The sequence below is a fragment of the Mesorhizobium sp. M0518 genome (assembly GCF_040321125.1).
Taxonomy (GTDB): domain Bacteria; phylum Pseudomonadota; class Alphaproteobacteria; order Rhizobiales; family Rhizobiaceae; genus Mesorhizobium.
The window spans coordinates 247,483-263,560 of the sequence record NZ_JAMYQY010000007.1 but is presented as its reverse complement, the minus strand read 5'-3'; the positions used below and the strand labels follow the sequence as shown (position 1 = coordinate 263,560).

16 protein-coding genes are annotated in these 16,078 nt (G+C 63.7%); 15 read left to right on the top strand and 1 reads right to left on the bottom strand.

The genetic code is table 11. From position 1 onward, the window contains the following. Window positions 1–64: 64 nt before the first annotated feature. From NKI66_RS13020 to NKI66_RS12965, 12 genes are all read left to right on the top strand, one after another. Window positions 65–1,594 (top strand): ABC transporter substrate-binding protein, encoded by a 1,530-nt coding sequence (locus NKI66_RS13020; RefSeq protein WP_023811467.1) that lies wholly within the window; start codon window positions 65–67, stop codon window positions 1,592–1,594. A 220-nt stretch (window positions 1,595–1,814) separates the two neighbouring features. Next, window positions 1,815–2,822: an ABC transporter permease gene (locus NKI66_RS13015; RefSeq protein ID WP_023811468.1), complete on the top strand. Its 1,008-nt coding sequence runs from the start codon at window positions 1,815–1,817 to the stop codon at window positions 2,820–2,822. Then, window positions 2,815–3,663, top strand: coding sequence for an ABC transporter permease (locus NKI66_RS13010; protein ID WP_352439690.1), 849 nt, complete (start codon window positions 2,815–2,817; stop codon window positions 3,661–3,663). The genes NKI66_RS13015 and NKI66_RS13010 overlap by 8 nt, the downstream gene beginning before the upstream one ends. After that, the gene (locus NKI66_RS13005; RefSeq protein ID WP_023811470.1) at window positions 3,660–4,538 is read left to right on the top strand and encodes an ABC transporter ATP-binding protein; all 879 of its coding nucleotides are present in this window, start codon (window positions 3,660–3,662) and stop codon (window positions 4,536–4,538) included. Before NKI66_RS13010 ends, NKI66_RS13005 begins: the two co-directional genes overlap by 4 nt. Beyond that, window positions 4,531–5,367 (top strand): ATP-binding cassette domain-containing protein, encoded by an 837-nt coding sequence (locus NKI66_RS13000; protein ID WP_023811471.1) that lies wholly within the window; start codon window positions 4,531–4,533, stop codon window positions 5,365–5,367. The genes NKI66_RS13005 and NKI66_RS13000 overlap by 8 nt, the downstream gene beginning before the upstream one ends. A 78-nt stretch (window positions 5,368–5,445) precedes the next feature. Then, a complete protein-coding gene (locus NKI66_RS12995) occupies window positions 5,446–6,045 on the top strand; it encodes a VOC family protein (RefSeq protein ID WP_023811472.1) in 600 nt (199 codons plus the stop codon). A gap of 141 nt (window positions 6,046–6,186) precedes the next feature. After that, the gene (locus tag NKI66_RS12990) at window positions 6,187–8,481 is read left to right on the top strand and encodes a bifunctional salicylyl-CoA 5-hydroxylase/oxidoreductase (protein WP_352751796.1); all 2,295 of its coding nucleotides are present in this window, start codon (window positions 6,187–6,189) and stop codon (window positions 8,479–8,481) included. Between the two features lie 202 nt (window positions 8,482–8,683). Beyond that, window positions 8,684–9,442: an SDR family NAD(P)-dependent oxidoreductase gene (locus NKI66_RS12985; RefSeq protein ID WP_023811474.1), complete on the top strand. Its 759-nt coding sequence runs from the start codon at window positions 8,684–8,686 to the stop codon at window positions 9,440–9,442. Further along, window positions 9,436–9,906 (top strand): MarR family winged helix-turn-helix transcriptional regulator, encoded by a 471-nt coding sequence (locus NKI66_RS12980; RefSeq protein ID WP_023811475.1) that lies wholly within the window; start codon window positions 9,436–9,438, stop codon window positions 9,904–9,906. The genes NKI66_RS12985 and NKI66_RS12980 overlap by 7 nt, the downstream gene beginning before the upstream one ends. Beyond that, window positions 9,903–10,715: an enoyl-CoA hydratase family protein gene (locus NKI66_RS12975; RefSeq protein ID WP_023811476.1), complete on the top strand. Its 813-nt coding sequence runs from the start codon at window positions 9,903–9,905 to the stop codon at window positions 10,713–10,715. Before NKI66_RS12980 ends, NKI66_RS12975 begins: the two co-directional genes overlap by 4 nt. Window positions 10,716–10,925: 210 nt before the next feature. Continuing rightward, the gene (locus NKI66_RS12970; protein WP_023811477.1) at window positions 10,926–12,074 is read left to right on the top strand and encodes an acyl-CoA dehydrogenase family protein; all 1,149 of its coding nucleotides are present in this window, start codon (window positions 10,926–10,928) and stop codon (window positions 12,072–12,074) included. 64 nt (window positions 12,075–12,138) lie between these two features. After that, window positions 12,139–12,534 (top strand): RidA family protein, encoded by a 396-nt coding sequence (locus NKI66_RS12965; protein WP_023811478.1) that lies wholly within the window; start codon window positions 12,139–12,141, stop codon window positions 12,532–12,534. 282 nt (window positions 12,535–12,816) lie between these two features. On the opposite strand, the gene NKI66_RS12960 is transcribed toward NKI66_RS12965, so the two are convergent. Further along, window positions 12,817–13,908, bottom strand: a complete 1,092-nt coding sequence (locus tag NKI66_RS12960; RefSeq protein ID WP_023811479.1) for an LLM class flavin-dependent oxidoreductase — start codon at window positions 13,906–13,908, stop codon at window positions 12,817–12,819. Window positions 13,909–14,020: 112 nt separating this feature from the next. On the opposite strand from NKI66_RS12960, the gene NKI66_RS12955 reads away from it, so the two are divergent. The 3 genes from NKI66_RS12955 to NKI66_RS12945 all read left to right on the top strand — a co-directional run bounded on the left by NKI66_RS12955 (window position 14,021) and on the right by NKI66_RS12945 (window position 16,041). Continuing rightward, window positions 14,021–14,338, top strand: a complete 318-nt coding sequence (locus tag NKI66_RS12955; RefSeq protein WP_164893002.1) for a hypothetical protein — start codon at window positions 14,021–14,023, stop codon at window positions 14,336–14,338. A 78-nt stretch (window positions 14,339–14,416) separates the two neighbouring features. Then, entirely contained in the window at window positions 14,417–15,214 is a 798-nt protein-coding gene (locus NKI66_RS12950) for an ABC transporter substrate-binding protein (protein ID WP_023811480.1), read from the top strand. Window positions 15,215–15,366: 152 nt separating this feature from the next. After that, the gene (locus NKI66_RS12945) at window positions 15,367–16,041 is read left to right on the top strand and encodes an amino acid ABC transporter permease (protein ID WP_023811481.1); all 675 of its coding nucleotides are present in this window, start codon (window positions 15,367–15,369) and stop codon (window positions 16,039–16,041) included. Window positions 16,042–16,078 lie beyond the last annotated feature (37 nt).

The following is a 16,078-nucleotide window of genomic DNA, read 5'->3' as shown; positions in this document are numbered from 1 at the left end:
AAGAAGCCTGAACCAATGACCTAAGACGCCGCGCGCAGAAACAAAACCAACAAGGGGAACGACCATGACAATCAACAGACGTGAATTGCTGGGATACAGCGCCGCGGCACTCGGGGTGGCCGCCGTCGGCCTGCCGCAGATCGCCAAGGCGGCTGCCGGCGAACTGACCATCGCCTACAACGTCAACCTGCCATCCTGGGATCCAACCACCGGCCCCTCGGCCGTCAACCCGACCATCCAGGGGCTTTACCAGTCGGTGTTCGACCAGTTCATCCCGCAGAAGCCCGATTTGTCCTTCGCGCCGGGCCTGCTCACCGAGTGGGGCTGGAACGACGACCGCACCAAGATCACGATGACGGTGCGCGAAGGCGTGACCTGGCATGACGGCTCGCCGTTCACGCCAGAGGATGTGGTCTGGTCGCTGCAGCGGGCAGGTGACGAAAAGACCGGCAACCCGATCCAGTTCGTCTGGAAGAATGTCAACAACTTCAAGATCGACGGCAACAAGATCACCGGCGACGTGGTGCAGTTCGACCCGGTGTATTTCAAATGGATGTCGTTCCTGACCGGCTACATCATGCCGAAGGCCTACTACGAAAAGGTCGGCGCCGAAGGCTTCGAAAAGGCGCCGATCGGCACCGGCCCCTACATGGTCGAAAAATTCGAGCGCAACGCGTTCCTGCGGCTGAAAGCCAATCCGAACTATTGGGGCGGCAAGCCGGCCTTCGAGAATGTGACGATCAAGTTCGTCGCCGACGCGGCAAGCCGCGTCGCCGAGATCGAATCCGGCTCCTCGCAGGTGACGCTCGAAATCCCCTATGAGGAGTATGACCGGCTGATCGCCAAGGACGGGCTGGCCGGCTCGTGCAAGAACGTTTCCGACATCGGCATGATCTTCTTCAACGACATCGAGGCGATGCTGGACAAGAACGTCCGCCAGGCCGCCGTGATGGCCGTCGACAAGAAGCTGCTGGTCGATCGGCTGCTGCGCGGCTACGGCCAGCCGATCGATACGCTGGAAACGCCGGAATACGCATCCTACGACGCGTCGATCAAGGTCGAGCACAATCCGGAAAAGGCCAAGGAATTGCTGGCCGCTTCCGGCTATTCGCCGGAAAAGCCGGTCAAGTTCACCATCCAGACGACCAAGGGCTTCAAACCCAAGGACTATGAGATGGTCCAGGCGATCGTCGGCATGTGGCGCAAGGTTGGCATCGAGGCGACGATCGAAGTCTACGAGATCGCCAAGCACTACGAACTTCGCGCCGCCGACAAGCTGGCGCCGGCGGCCTTCTACAATTGGGGCAATGCCATCGGCGATCCGACCACCTCGACCGGCTTTGCCATGTACGGCCCGAGCCCGCATTCGGTGTGGGACAGCCAGGATTTGATCGACATGATCAATCCGCTGTGGGGCGAAAAGGACGAGGCCAAGCGCATCGCCGGCTGGAAGGCGGTCGACAAATACATCGCCGAGCAGGCCTATGTGCTGCCGCTGATGCAGTATGCGCAGCCGATCGTGCATGCCAAGGGCGTCAATGTGGTGCAGCATGTGTCCGGCGCGCTGCTGCCGGCCCTGATGACCCCGGCCTGACCGATATGGGAAGGCACGCTGTCGTGAGGTAGCGTGTCTTCTTTAACGACGCAGGCCCTCTCATCCGGCCCTTCGGGCCACCTTCTCCCCGCTGGGGAGAAGAGACTTGGCTCAGCCGTCGGCGACCTCTTCTCCCCTCGGGGAGAAGGTGGCCGTGAAGCGGCCGGATGAGGGGGCTGTTCGTTCCATCAGCCACCGAACGCAGTAGGCCTACGCCGGAATGCTCCTACAAAGATTCCTGATCCGTCTGCTGACGATGCTGATCACGCTGTTCGGCGTGGCCGTCGTCGTCTTTGTCGTGATCCGCGTCGCGCCCGGCGATCCTATCGCCATGATGCTGCCGCCCGGCGCGACGGATGCCGACCTCGCCCGGCTGCGGGCGCTCTATGGGCTCGACAAGACCATCGTGCAACAATTCTTCATTTGGCTGTCGGGCGTCGCCAGGGGCGATTTCGGCACCTCGATCTCGCTGCGGCAGGATGTGCTGGGTCTCGTCTTCAACCGGCTGCCGGCGACGCTGGAGCTTGCCATCGTCGCGCTCATCATAGCGGTGGCGCTCGGCGGCACGACGGCAATCATCGGCGCGCGCGAGCGCGGCACGGCGGTCGAGGCCGGCATCGACATCGCCAGCGGCGCGGCGCTCTCCATTCCCGACTTCCTGTGGGGCCTGGTGCTGATCCTGCTGTTCGGCGTGCTGGTGCCGATCTTCGACATTTCCGGCCGGGTGTCGCCGCAGCTCGACCTGCCTTTCGTCACCCAGTTCTATCTGTTCGAGAGCCTGTTGCGCCTGCGCCTCGACCTGACCTGGGACCTCCTGAAGCACATGCTGATGCCGGCGGTGGCGCTGGCGCTGCCGCTGGCGGCAATCATCTCGCAGCTGTTGAAACAGTCGCTGAAGGAAGTGCTCGACCTCGACTATGTCGTGCTGGCTCGGGTGAAGGGGTTCTCGGAAACGCAGGTCATCCTGCGCGAGGCGCTGAAGAACGCCGCGCTGCCAACGCTGACGCTGGTCGGTGTGCAGTTCACCTTTCTCATTGGCGGCACGGTCATCGTCGAACGGCTGTTTTCTTATGAAGGCCTCGGCAACATGGCGATCGACGCCGTCATCAACCGCGACCTGCCTTTGATTCAAGGCATCGTGCTGGTCTTCGCGCTGCTGTTCGTGCTGATCAACCTCAGCGTCGACATGATGTACGCGCTGCTCAATCCGAGGCTACGCCATGGATGAGGGTCGTGCTCAAAGGCGAGGTGTGTCGCCACGTTTGTGGCTTGCCGGCGGCTGGCTGCTGCTGGCGCTGCTGGCCGCGATCTTCGCACCGCTGGTCGGGCCGCAGGACCCACTGGCGCAGGATTTGATGCTGGAACGGCTGCCGCCATTCTGGATGAATGGCGCCGAACCCGGCTATTGGCTCGGCACCGACAGCCTCGGCCGCGATCTGTTGTCGAGGCTGATCTTCGGCGGCCGCATCGCCTTCATCGTCGCCTTTTCCGCAGCCATCGCTGCGTGCCTGGTCGGTTCGACGCTCGGCCTGATCGCAGGCTATTTCGGCGGTTGGGCCGACCGCATCATCTCGCGCGTCGTCGATGTCTGGATGGCGTTTCCGCCGGTGCTGTTCGCCATATTGCTCGTGGCGGTGCTTGGCACGGGCTTGAGTTCCGTCATCCTGGCCATCGCCATCATCGACTGGACGCGTTTTTGCCGGGTGATCCGTGCCGAGACGATGGGTCAGTCGCGCATGGACTATGTCGAGAACGCCCGCATCGCCGGCTATGGCCGCATCGGCATCATGCTGCGCGAAGTGCTGCCCAATGTGGTGCCGTCGATCGTCGCATTGCTGTCGCTGGAAATGGGCATCGCCGTCATCGTCGAGGCGATCCTGTCCTTCGTCAATCTGTCGATCTCGACCGACGATCCGACCTGGGGCGGCATCATCGCCGAGGGCCGGCTGTCGATCCATCAGGCCTGGTGGGTGCTGGTGTTCCCGCTGATTACGCTGATCCTGACCGTGCTGTCGTTCAGCCAGTTCGGCGAGGCGCTGAAGACGCGTTTCGATCCGGTGCTGCGATGAGCGGCTGTCTCGACATCAGGGATCTGAGCGCGGTGCTGCCCAACGGCCAGCGCGTGCTGCGATCGGTGTCGCTTGCGGTCCAGCCCGGTGAAGTCTGCGCGCTGGTCGGCGAAAGCGGCGCCGGCAAGACGATGATCGGCAAGGCGGTGCTCGGCGTCCTGCCTTCGAGTGTGCGCATTGTCGAAGGCGACATGCGGCTTGAAGGCGAAGACCTCGGCAAGCTTCCGCCCAAGGCACGGCGCACGCTGATCGGGGCACGCACGGCGCTGATCCCGCAGGACCCGCTGACAGCGCTTAACCCGTCGCGCCGCGTCGGCTCGCAGATGACTGACCGGCTGGTGCGCATCCTCGGCTGGAGTGGCGAGAGGGCCGATACCCGCATTCGGCAATTGCTGGACGAGGTGCAAATCCGCGATCCCGACCGTGTGCTGAAAAGCTATCCGCACGAACTGTCAGGCGGCATGCGCCAGCGCGTGCTGATCGCCGCCGCCTTCGCCGCGGAGCCAAGGCTGATCGTCGCCGACGAGCCGACCACGGCTCTCGATGTGACCGTACAAAAACAGATCCTGCGGCTGATCGTGCAGTTGCAGCGCGAGCACGGCACGGCGATCCTGTTCGTCACCCATGACCTCGGCGTCGTCGCCAAGATCAGCCAGAAGGTATCGGTGCTCTATGCCGGCAAGGTGGTGGAGGAGGCCGAGACCGCAGCGCTCTTCGCCGCGCCGCAGCACCCCTATACACGAGCGCTGATGGCGGCGACGCCACGCTACACCGATCCTTTCGCCTCGCTGAAGCCGGTGGACGAGGCGGTTCTGGCCGGGCTTGCTTCGGAGATCGCTGCCGCCGACCAAGCCTGGAGGCGGCCGCATGGCTGAGCCACTGTTCTCCGTGCGCGGGCTGAAGGTCGCGCTGCCCGACATGACGCGCAAGCCACTGATCGGCCGCGCGCCATTGGTCGAAATCCTGAAGGGCCTGGACTTCGACCTGCCCAAGAGCTCGGTGACCGGCATCGTCGGCGAATCCGGATCGGGAAAATCAACGCTCGGCCGCGCTTTGGTACGCCTGCTGGAACCCAGCGCAGGCAGCATCACTTTCGACGGCCGCGACATCACCCATCTGCCGGAAGCCGAACTGCGGCCGCTGCGCCGCAATCTGCAGATGATCTTCCAGGATCCGATGTCGTCGCTCAACCCGCGCCGCACCATTGCCAGCATCATCGCCGCGCCGCTGAAACAGAACGGCCTTGGCGACAATCTGAAGGCACGCGTCGCCGAGGCGCTGCAGCGTGTCGGCCTGCCGCAGAGTTTTGCCAGCCGCTACCGCCACGAACTGTCGGGCGGCCAGCGCCAGCGCGTCGGCATTGCGCGCGCTCTGGCGCTGTCGCCGAAATTCGTGCTGGCCGACGAGATCGTCTCCGGCCTCGACGTATCGACGCAAGCGCAGATCCTGACGCTGCTGGAAAAGCTGGCGGCGGAAATGGGGCTGACCATCGCTTTCATCAGCCACGATCTGTCTGTTATTCGGCGGCTGTGCCGGCAAGTGATCGTCATGCGCGAAGGCATGATCGTCGAAGCGAGCGCCACCGACGCCCTGTTCGACAAGCCGCAGCAGGCCTACACGCGCGACCTGATCGCAGCCATTCCGCTGCCCGAGATCGATGCGAGCTGGCTGGACATTCCTGCCGCCGCCAAGACGCCGACATGAATGCATACGCACGCCGAAGAGCGGGCCTCGGACGTGCGACCACAAAGACCCAAGTCCCGTCAAATGGAGAGGACTGACATGAAGACCAAAATCGCAATTGCAACGCTCGCCGCCGCGATGCTCGGCAGCGCCGGCATGGCCTCGGCGGATTCGATCCCGGGCATGCGCGGCCACGACCACACCGGCATCACCGTTCCCGACATGAAGCAGGCGGTCGACTTCTTCACCGAGGTGGTCGGCTGCAAGAAGGCGATGTCGTTCGGCCCGTTCGCCGACGACAAGGGCACCTTCATGCAGGATCTCCTGGGCGTCGATCCCAAGGCAGTCATTGAGCAGGTCACCATGGTGCGTTGCGGCTATGGATCGAACATCGAGCTGTTCAAATACACCGCGCCCGACCAGAAGAACCTGACGCCGAAGAACAGCGACATAGGCGGCTTCCACATCGCCTTCTATGTCGACGACGTCGCCGCCGCCAAGGCCTATCTCGACGGTAGGGGCGTCAAGACGCGGATGGGGCCGTTGCCGGTCAATGAAGGGCCGGCCGCCGGCCAGACCATCCTCTACTTCCAGGCGCCGTGGGGGCTGCAACTGGAAGCGATCAGCTATCCCTCGGGCATGGCTTACGAGAAGGGTGCCGAGACCGTTTTGTGGAGCCCGAAGAACCCGGGAAAATGATGGAAACGCGTGCTTGCGGATGCTCTGCAAGCACGCCACACAAATGCGACGTTGAATCATTTCGATATGAAACTTTAAGCTTGAAATAATTTACCTTCGGCGCGATACTCGAAACCAGCAAGCGAAGAGGAGATCGCAGACATGAAGGTTGCGGTTCTCGGCGGTGGACCAGCCGGCCTCTACTTTGCCATTTCTATGAAGCTCAGGGACGCCGCGCATGATGTGACGGTGTTCGAGCGCAACCGCGCCGACGACACGTTCGGCTGGGGTGTCGTGCTGTCGGCCGAGACGCTCGACAATCTGTCGAAAAACGATCCGGTCAGTGCCGTCTGGATCAAGAAGCACTTTGCGTATTGGGACGACATCGCCGTCATCCATAACGGCGTGCGCACGGTCTCATCAGGGCACGGTTTCTGCGGCATCGGCCGCAAGCGGCTGCTGGTCCTGCTGCAGCGCCGGGCGCGCGAACTCGGCGTCAAGCTGATGTTCGAGACCGACATTGCAGATCCCAAGCCCTACATGGAGACGCATGATCTGGTCGTCGCGGCCGACGGCCTGAACTCCAGGGCGCGCAACAGTTTCGTCGACATCTTCAAGCCCGACATCGACACTCGCAAATGCAAGTTCGTCTGGCTCGGCACCAACCAGAAGTTCGACGACGCCTTCACCTTTATCTTCGAGAAGACCGAGCATGGCTGGGTGTGGGCGCACGCCTACCAGTTCGACAGCGACACCGCGACCTTCATCGTCGAGTGCAGCGAACAGACCTGGACTGCTTTCGGCTTCGGCGCGATGTCGCAGCAGGAATCGATCGCCGTTTGTGAGCGGATCTTCGAAAAACATCTCGGCGGCCACGCGCTGATGACCAATGCCAACCATATCCGTGGTTCCGCCTGGATCAATTTTCCGCGCGTGCTGTGCGAGCGCTGGTCCTACAAGAATCTGGCACTGATGGGCGATGCGGCGGCATCGGCGCATTTCTCGATCGGCTCCGGCACCAAGCTGGCACTGGAAAGTGCCGTGGCTCTGGCCGAGTATGTCGAAACCGAGCCGGACCTCGACGCCGCCTTCCGTAGATATGAGGATGCCCGCCGCACCGAGGTGCTGAAGCTGCAATCGGCGGCGCGCAATTCGCTGGAATGGTTCGAGGAGGTCGAGCGCTATCTCGGCCTCGATCCGGTGCAGTTCAACTACTCGCTTTTGACCCGCTCGCAGCGCATCAGCCACGAGAATTTGCGGCTGCGCGATGCCGAATGGCTGGGCGGTGCGGAGGAATGGTTCCAGCGCCAGGCGGGCGCCGGCGGCAACAGCCTGCGCCGCGCGCCGATGTTCGCGCCGTTCAAGCTGCGCGACATGAGGCTGCACAACCGTATCGTCGTCTCGCCAATGGCGCAGTACAAGGCCGTCGACGGCTGCCCGACCGACTGGCATTTCACCCATTATGCCGAGCGGGCCAAGGGCGGCGCCGGCCTCATCTATATCGAGATGACCTGCGTCAGCCCGGAAGGGCGGATCACACCCGGCTGCCCCGGCTTCTACGCGCCCGAACATGAGGTGGCGTGGAAGCGGCTGGTCGACTTCGTCCACACCGAGACAGAAGCCAAGATCTGCGCCCAGATCGGCCATTCCGGCGCCAAGGGCTCGACCCGGCTTGGCTGGGAGGGCACCGACGTGCCGTTGGTCTCAGGCAACTGGCCGGTTATGGCGGCCTCGACCGTCGCGTGGTCGCCGCAGAATCAGGTGCCGAAGGCGATGGACCGCGCCGACATGGACCGCGTGCGCGACGAATTCGTGACCTCTGCCGAGATGGCCGATCGCTGCGGCTTCGACATGCTCGAGATCCACGCCGCGCACGGCTATCTCCTGTCGTCCTTCATCACGCCGGTTACCAACCGGCGCACCGATGCCTATGGCGGTTCGCTGGATAATCGCATGCGCTATCCCCTCGAAATCTTCCGCGCGGTGCGCTCCGCCTGGCCGGCGGAGAAGCCGATCTCGATGCGCATTTCGGCCAATGACTGGGTCGGCATCGAAGGTGTGACGCCAGCCGATGCGGTCGAGATCGCGCGGCTGCTGCATGAGGCCGGCGTCGACATTTGCGACGTCTCGGCCGGCCAGACCTCGGCACTGGCGAAGCCGGTCTATGGCCGCATGTTCCAGACGCCGTTTTCCGACCGCATCCGCAACGAGGTCGGCATGGCCACCATGGCGGTCGGCAACATCTACGAGCCGGACCATGTCAACTCGATCCTGATGGCCGGCCGCGCCGATCTGGTGGCGCTGGCACGGCCGCATCTCGCCGATCCCTACTGGACGCTACATGCCGCCGTCACGCTCGGCGACCGTGGCGTCAAATGGCCAGATCCCTATCTGCCCGGGCGCGACCAGCTCTACCGTCTGGCCGAGCGCGACGCGGCAGCGGGGCTGAAAGTATGATTGTTTTTCATTTGCCACGTCAGCGCTATACCCCCACCCCTAGCCCCTCCCCACAAGGGGGAAGGGGACCAAGTCGCAATCGGCTCTGGAACCGCAGAAGTTTGCAATGGATGGGCGCTGTCGTAGCCTTCTCCTTCTCCCTCCCCCTTGTGGGGAGGGTTAGGGGTGGGGGCACTTGGCGCCAAGTTTCGAGGATTGGCGCATGATCGCGGGCAAGCATGCGCTGGTCACAGGCGGTGGGTCCGGTGTCGGCCGGGCCGTTGCGCTGGCGCTGGCTGCTGCCGGCATCGACGTGACCATCTGCGGCCGCCGGGAAGCGGAGCTCACTGAGGTGGCCGGCGAGAACGACCGCATCTTCGGCATTGTCGCCGATGTCACCGACGAGGCGGCAATGGCGACGCTCTACGAGAGGGCGCAAGCCGCGCGCGGACCGTTCGACATCGTCGTCGCCAATGCCGGCATGGCCGGCAGCGCGCCGGCGCACAAAACCACCCTTACCGACTGGCAGCGAACACTCGACGTCAATTTGACCGGCGCCTTCCTGACGGTGAAGCCGGCGCTGGCCGGCATGGCCGCGCGGAAAACGGGACGAATTGTTTTCATCGCCTCGACCGCCGGCCTGAAAGGCTACGCCTACGTCGCGTCTTACGTCGCCGCCAAGCATGGCGTCATCGGCCTGATGCGGGCTCTTGCCGCCGAAACAGTGAAATCCGGCGTCACCGTCAACGCGGTGTGCCCAGGCTTTGTGGAAACCGAAATGCTGGAAGAGTCCATCCAGCGCATCATCGAGAAGACCGGCCGCTCGGTCGAGCAAGCGCGGTCAAGCCTTGCCTCGACCAACCCGCAAGGCCGCTTCATCCAGCCGCAGGAGGTCGCCGCCGCCGTGCTGTGGCTGTGCGGCGACGCCGCCCAATCGATCACCGGACAGGCGATTTCCATCTCAGGAGGCGAAACATGGTAGCCGGCCCCCTGCCCGCGCCGTCGGGACCCGGCAAGGACCGCTTGCGGCTGTGGATCAGGCTGCTGCGCGCCTCGCGCACGATCGAGGCCGAGCTGCGCGAGCGGCTGAAGAAGGAATTCAACACGACGCTGCCGCGCTTCGACGTGATGGCCGCCCTCTATCGCGCGCCGGAAGGCATGCTGATGAGCGACCTGTCGCGTTTCCTGCTGGTCTCCAACGGCAATGTCACGGGCATCGTCGACCGGCTGGTTTCGGAAGGACTTGTCGCCCGCGCGAGGCGCAATGGCGACCGCCGCACGTCGATGGTGCGGCTGACCGAGGAAGGCACGCAGGCCTTCGCCACCATCGCCGCGGCGCATGAAGGCTGGATCGGTGAATTGCTGGGCAAGGTCAGCGAGGACGACGCGCGCCGGCTGACCGGCATGCTGACCTCGTTCCGCAGCAACTGGGAGGGACGCGAATGACCGCAATGGCCGGACGCAAGCCGAAGCATTTCCTCTGGGAGGTCGAGGGCAGGATCGCAAAGGTCCGGCTCGACCGGCCCGAGCGCAAGAACCCGCTGACCTTCGACAGCTATGCGGAACTCCGCGACACATTCCGCGACCTGGTCTATGCCGATGACGTCGACGCCGTGGTGTTCCTGTCCAATGGCGGCAATTTCTGCTCCGGCGGCGATGTCCACGACATCATCGGCCCGCTGGTCAAGATGGACATGAAGCAGCTTCTCGCCTTCACCCGCATGACCGGCGATTTCGTCAAGGCGATGCTGAATTGCGGCAAGCCGATCATTGCGGCGGTCGACGGCGTCGCGGTCGGCGCCGGCGCCATCATTGCGATGAGCTCCGATATCCGCATCGCCACGCCGGAAGCCAAGACCGCTTTCCTGTTCACCCGCGTCGGCCTCGCCGGCTGCGACATGGGCGCCTGCGCGATCCTGCCGCGCATCATCGGCCAGGGCCGCGCCGCCGAACTGCTCTACACCGGCCGCACCATGACGGCGGCGGAAGGCGAACGCTGGGGTTTCTACAACCGGCTGGTCGATGCCGCCTCGCTGGAGGCCGACGCGCTCGATATGGCGGCGCGCATCGTCTCCGGCCCGACCTTTGCGCACGGCATCACCAAGACGCAGCTCAACCAGGAATGGTCGATGGGTCTCGACCAGGCGATCGAGGCGGAAGCGCAGGCGCAAGCGATCTGCATGCAGACCCGCGACTTCGAGCGCGCCTACAAGGCGTTCGTGGCCAAGGAAAAGCCGGTGTTCGAGGGGGATTGAGGATGAGCGGTTTGCGCCCAGGCACCCCCCTCTGCCCTGCCGGGCATCTCCCCCGCAAGGGGGGAGATCAGCGGTTTCGTTGGCAGCGCCCATACTGCAATTTTGGAGATTGGCGAAAGCCAAAACAACGTCCGATCTCCCCCCTTGCGGGGGAGATGCCCGGCAGGGCAGAGGGGGGTGTGAAGGATCGCTGCGCGGAAGGAGGCGCCCATGCCTGACCGTTCCTTCCTCTCCTGGCCGTTCTTCGAAGACCACCACCGCCAGCTTGCCGAGCGCCTCGAGGCATGGTGCGCTAAAAACCTGCCAGTCGATCACCATGATGTCGACGCCGCCTGCCGCGAGCTGGTCAGCAAGCTCGGCAGGGACGGCTGGCTGAAGCCGACGGCGCTCGACACGGACAATCCTGGCCCCCTCGACGTCCGCACTTTGTGCATCACGCGCGAGACACTCGCCCGTCATGACGGGTTGGCCGATTTCGCCTTCGCCATGCAGGGGCTCGGCACCGGCGCGCTCAGCCTGTTCGGCACGCCGCAACAGCAGCAATGGCTTTCGAAGACGCGCGCCGGCAACGCGATATCAGCCTTTGCCCTGTCGGAGCCGCGCTCGGGATCGGATGTGGCCAACACGGAGATGACGGCGATCCGCGACGGCGACAGCTACGTCTTGTCCGGCGAGAAGACGTGGATCTCCAATGGCGGCATCGCCGACCTCTATGTCGTCTTTGCCCGCACCGGCGAGGCGCCGGGCGCCAAGGGGCTTTCCGCCTTCCTCGTGCCTGGCGACGCCAGGGGCCTTGGCATCGCCGAACGGCTGGAAGTAATCGCGCCGCATCCGCTGGCGCGGCTGTCTTTCGACCAGGTCCGCCTTCCCGCCTCTGCGCTGATCGGCAAACCGGGCGATGGCTTCCGCATCGCCATGTCGGTGCTCGACGTGTTCCGTTCGACCGTCGGCGCGGCGGCGCTCGGCTTTGCCCGCCGCGCACTGGACGAAAGCATCAAACGCGTGGCCGAGCGCAAACTGTTCGGCGCGCCGATGGCCGAATTGCAGATGGTGCAGGGGCATATCGCCGATATGGCGCTCGACGTCGATGCGGCGGCGCTTCTGGTCTACCGCGCTGCGTGGACCAAGGACATGGGTGCCGCGCGGGTCACACGCGAGGCGGCGATGGCCAAGCTGTTTGCCACCGACAAGGCGCAAGAGGTGATCGACAAGGCTGTGCAACTGCATGGCGGCGACGGTGTCCGCAAGGGCCACATCATCGAAAGCCTGTATCGCGAGATCCGCGCGCTGCGCATCTATGAAGGTGCCTCCGACGTGCAGAAAGTGGTGATTGCACGGCAAGTGATGGGCGCGGCCTGACGGCAGAGATTTTGACGAGCGTTCGATTTTGAAAATTGGGTTTTGGAATACCGGGAGGTTTTGAATGCACAGGATTCTGCAGCCCGAAGGCTGGGCAAAACCTGTCGGCTACGCCAATGGCGTCGCGGCACGCGGGCAGCTCGTCTTCGTCGGCGGACAGGTCGGCTGGAACGGGCAATGCCAGTTCGAGACCGACGATTTTGTAGGCCAGGTGCGGCAAACGCTTCAGAACATCGTCGCGGTGCTGGCGGAAGCCGGTGCCGGGCCGCAGCACATCACCTCGATGACCTGGTATTTCACCGACAAGGCCGAATACCTCGCCAATCTCAGGGGCATCGGTGAGGCCTATCGCGAGGTGATCGGCCGGCATTTTCCGGCGATGGCCGCCATGCAGGTGGTGGCGCTGGTCGAAGACCGGGCCAAGGTGGAGATCCAGGCGACTGCCGTTATTCCGGAATAGGGAATTCGTTCGTCCGGAGTAAACGCCCATTACTTCGTCATCCACGGGCGAAGCAAGGAGCGAAGCGACGCGGCGCAGACCCGAGGATCCATGCCGGGACTCCAAAGCGTCACCACGGTCCAGAATTCTGCACCGCTGCACTCCACGGCCGAAGTCGCGGCATGGATCCCAGGGTCTCCGCGACGGGAGCTGCGCTCCTGCTTCGCCCAGGGATGACGACGTTGGGGAGGCTTCGGCTAATTCCGAATATCCGCGATGATCCACCGCAACTGATCACCACTACTATGCGCGAAGCCCCGCCTTCCGCAAAATCGGCAGCACGTGATCGCAGAAATAGGGCAACTCCCTGGTGTAATTGACGAAGGACAGCGCGATGCCCTGGTAGCCATGCCCGGCAATGGCGACCATGTCGGCGGCGATCGTTTCCGGCGTTCCGATCAGCGGGTAGGTGCCGGCGCCGCCGGCGAAACGCTGCCGGTAGCGGTCATAGGCGTGCGGGTCGTGCGACTGCGAGAATTCCTTCTTGCCGGCCATGTGGGCATCGACGGCGTCGTGGTCGGCCATATGGACCGCATAGCGCGTGTAATATGCCCGCGCCTCTTCCATCGTCGGGCGGCAGACGACATGCGCCACGGTGTAGACGCCGACATCACGGCCCACCTTGTCTGCCCGCTCGCTGATGTCGGCGACATGTTTGCCGGCATCGCCCATTTCGGAAAAGGTCGTGAACAGATAGTCGCATCTCGCGGCGGCGAAATCGCGGCCGGGCCCGCCGAAAGCGGCGTTCATGGTCACCGGGCGCGGCACCTGCAGACTGGCCGGACGGCTGACGGCTTCCTTGAGGCGGTAGTAGGTGCCCTCATAGTCGAGCGGGTCGGGCGAGGCATAAAGCTTTTCGAGGATTTCGATCCATTCCGCTGCCTGGTCGTAGCCCTTCTCGACCAGAGGCGTGCCGAACATGCCGAATTCCTTCGGATTCCAGCCGCAGACGATATTCAGGCCGGCGCGACCCTGGCTGATGTGGTCGACCGTCGCCAGCGCCTTGGCGGCATAGAGCGGATGCACCAGCGGCACATGCACGGTCATGAACAGGCCGATCTGCTCGGTGGCCATGGCAAGGGCCGCCGCCCAGGTGAAGGTCTCGAACGACCATTCCCGCACCTTGTTGCGGCCGCCAAAACCGCGCCAGCGGGCGATCGGCAGCATGAACTCCAGCCCGGCACGGTCGGCGATCTGGGCTGCGGTCAGATTGTCCTGCCAGCTTGCCGTCCAGCGTTCAGGCACATCGGTTATGGCCAGCCCGCCATCGGCATTGGTCGAAAAGACCCCCAGCTTCAATCTGTTCGGGCCGTGCAAGGGGTGTGGTTTGTTCATGTCGCGACCTCCCGGCGAGAGAGCACACGCTAGGCCCGCGCGGAGATATTTCAAGCCTGAAATAGCTTCGCGTCGCCATCGCTCGCGGGTATCGGTTCCAGCGGGCCGCACCGTGTCGGCCACGCAACGGACACCGCAGCTTTTTAAGCTTAAAACTTTCGCCTTGAAAAGCGCCGCACTTTGGATAAGCATTCCAGAGTCGATGGCGATTGCCGTGCCGGACGGGCTTGCCGGCCAGTCCATCGTGCAGACCAGTTCATCGTGCCGGCCAGTCCATCGTGGGTGCTCCGGGTGGGAGTCTCAGTTCTTGTCGTTCATACTGCCCCAGTCATCATCCAATGCGCGCCATGCCTTCGATGAAGTGCGCGCGCAGATCCGCGATCTGCAACACAAAACGTCGCCAACCATGACCGCATGGTCGCTGCCATGAATTGACGTCCTGCGTGAAGCGGGGCGGCAAAAAACCGTGCGGGAGCAACCCGCCCGATCAACAACAGAGGGAACACAAATGAGCTTCACGCGCCGCAAATTGCTTCTTCTTGCCGCCGCCGTCGGCATCGCCGCCGGCCCCGCCACCGCCTATGCCGCCGATGTGCTCAATGTCGGCGCCTATCCGACCAACCCGCCCTTCGAATTCAAGAACGAGAGCGGCACCTTCGAAGGCTTTGAAGTCGACATCGTCAACGAAGCCGCCAAGCGCATCGGCATGACCACCGACATCGCCGATCTCGGCTTCCAGGCGCTGTTTGCCGCCACCACGTCGAAGCGCATCGACGTCGCCATCTCGTCGATCACCATCACGGCCGAGCGGCTGAAGTCGCAGTCGTTCACGCAGCCCTATTATGATTCCGACATGGGCATTGCCACCAAGGCCGACAGCCCGATCAAGGCCGAGGCCGACCTCAAGGGCAAGATCGTCGGCGTGCTGTCCGGCTCGACCGGTGAAACCTGGGTCAAGGCACATCAGGAAGCCGGCGGCTTCAGCGACGTGAAGGGTTACGACACGCAGCAGAATTTGCTGCTCGACCTCAGCGCCGGCCGCGTCGATGCCGCCGTCAGCGACATTCCAGGCATGGAGTATTCCTTCACCAAGATGAAGGACCTGGTCGTCAAGGAGCGCATCAAGACCGGCGAACAATACGGCCTGATGATGAGCAAGGACCACCCGCTGCTCGGCAAGCTGAACGACGCGCTGAGCGCTATGAAGAAGGACGGCACGCTGGCCGCCATCCACAAGAAGTGGTTCGGCAGCGACGCGCCCGCCGACTCTTCGACCATGAAGGAAATGCCGCTGCCGAAGGCCTGAGCTGAAAGCTGCGCTGACATCGTGCCGGCTTTCCAGGCCGGCACGATTCATTTCATGCGCCAGCGCCGGCTTCCGCGCAGACCGTCTCGCCATTGGCGAGGTCGATTGGTTTTAACCTGAGCATCCTTGCTCTCGGGTTCGGGAACGCTCCCATGTCGCTGCTGGATACCTTCTTCAATCCCGATGTCATCATGTCCAGCCTGCCGGCGCTGCTGCGCGGCTTCCTGAACACGCTGCTGCTCGGCATTTTGAGCATCGGCATCGGCATCCCCATCGGCCTGGGGATCAGCCTGGTGCGGCTCTATGCGCCGAAGCCGCTGCGGTGGCTGGCGGTCGGCTACACCGACATCTTCCGCGCCCTGCCGGTGCTGGTCGTGCTGATCCTGATCTACTATGCACTGCCGTTCCTCGGCATACGCCTGTCGTCCTGGGCCTCCGCCGTGACTGCTTTCGCCTTCATCATGTCGGCCTACTCGGCGGAGGTGTTCCGCTCCGGCATCGAGAGCATCCCGCGCGGCCAGTTCGAGGCGTCGCAGGCGCTTGGCCTGCCGTTCCTGCTGACCTTGCGCAAGGTGGTGCTGCCGCAAGCGATCCGCGTCGTCATCCCGCCGATGACCAGCAACTGCGTCTCGATGTTCAAGGACACTTCGCTCGCCTCCACCGTGGCGCTGCCGGAACTCTTGAAGGAAGCGACCAACGCGCAGTCGCTCTACGCCAACCCCTCGCCGCTGATCGGCGCAGCGCTTGTCTACCTCATCTTCCTCTGGCCGATGGTCCGCCTCGTCAGCCTGCTTGAAGAGCGCTTCAAGACCGAAAAGAAGCGCTGACCTCCACTACCTGATCCCCGCTCAAGTCCTTTGCAGG

What these genes read in the sequence shown, in the direction of transcription:
- NKI66_RS13020 (WP_023811467.1), top strand. Translation starts at nt 65, where the DNA reads ATGACAATCAACAGACGTGAATTGCTGGGATACAGCGCCGCGGCACTC.
- NKI66_RS13015 (WP_023811468.1), top strand. Translation starts at nt 1,815, where the DNA reads ATGCTCCTACAAAGATTCCTGATCCGTCTGCTGACGATGCTGATCACG.
- NKI66_RS13010 (WP_352439690.1), top strand. Translation starts at nt 2,815, where the DNA reads ATGGATGAGGGTCGTGCTCAAAGGCGAGGTGTGTCGCCACGTTTGTGG.
- NKI66_RS13005 (WP_023811470.1), top strand. Translation starts at nt 3,660, where the DNA reads ATGAGCGGCTGTCTCGACATCAGGGATCTGAGCGCGGTGCTGCCCAAC.
- NKI66_RS13000 (WP_023811471.1), top strand. Translation starts at nt 4,531, where the DNA reads ATGGCTGAGCCACTGTTCTCCGTGCGCGGGCTGAAGGTCGCGCTGCCC.
- NKI66_RS12995 (WP_023811472.1), top strand. Translation starts at nt 5,446, where the DNA reads ATGAAGACCAAAATCGCAATTGCAACGCTCGCCGCCGCGATGCTCGGC.
- NKI66_RS12990 (WP_352751796.1), top strand. Translation starts at nt 6,187, where the DNA reads ATGAAGGTTGCGGTTCTCGGCGGTGGACCAGCCGGCCTCTACTTTGCC.
- NKI66_RS12985 (WP_023811474.1), top strand. Translation starts at nt 8,684, where the DNA reads ATGATCGCGGGCAAGCATGCGCTGGTCACAGGCGGTGGGTCCGGTGTC.
- NKI66_RS12980 (WP_023811475.1), top strand. Translation starts at nt 9,436, where the DNA reads ATGGTAGCCGGCCCCCTGCCCGCGCCGTCGGGACCCGGCAAGGACCGC.
- NKI66_RS12975 (WP_023811476.1), top strand. Translation starts at nt 9,903, where the DNA reads ATGACCGCAATGGCCGGACGCAAGCCGAAGCATTTCCTCTGGGAGGTC.
- NKI66_RS12970 (WP_023811477.1), top strand. Translation starts at nt 10,926, where the DNA reads ATGCCTGACCGTTCCTTCCTCTCCTGGCCGTTCTTCGAAGACCACCAC.
- NKI66_RS12965 (WP_023811478.1), top strand. Translation starts at nt 12,139, where the DNA reads ATGCACAGGATTCTGCAGCCCGAAGGCTGGGCAAAACCTGTCGGCTAC.
- NKI66_RS12960 (WP_023811479.1), bottom strand. Translation starts at nt 13,908, where the DNA reads ATGAACAAACCACACCCCTTGCACGGCCCGAACAGATTGAAGCTGGGG.
- NKI66_RS12950 (WP_023811480.1), top strand. Translation starts at nt 14,417, where the DNA reads ATGAGCTTCACGCGCCGCAAATTGCTTCTTCTTGCCGCCGCCGTCGGC.
- NKI66_RS12945 (WP_023811481.1), top strand. Translation starts at nt 15,367, where the DNA reads ATGTCGCTGCTGGATACCTTCTTCAATCCCGATGTCATCATGTCCAGC.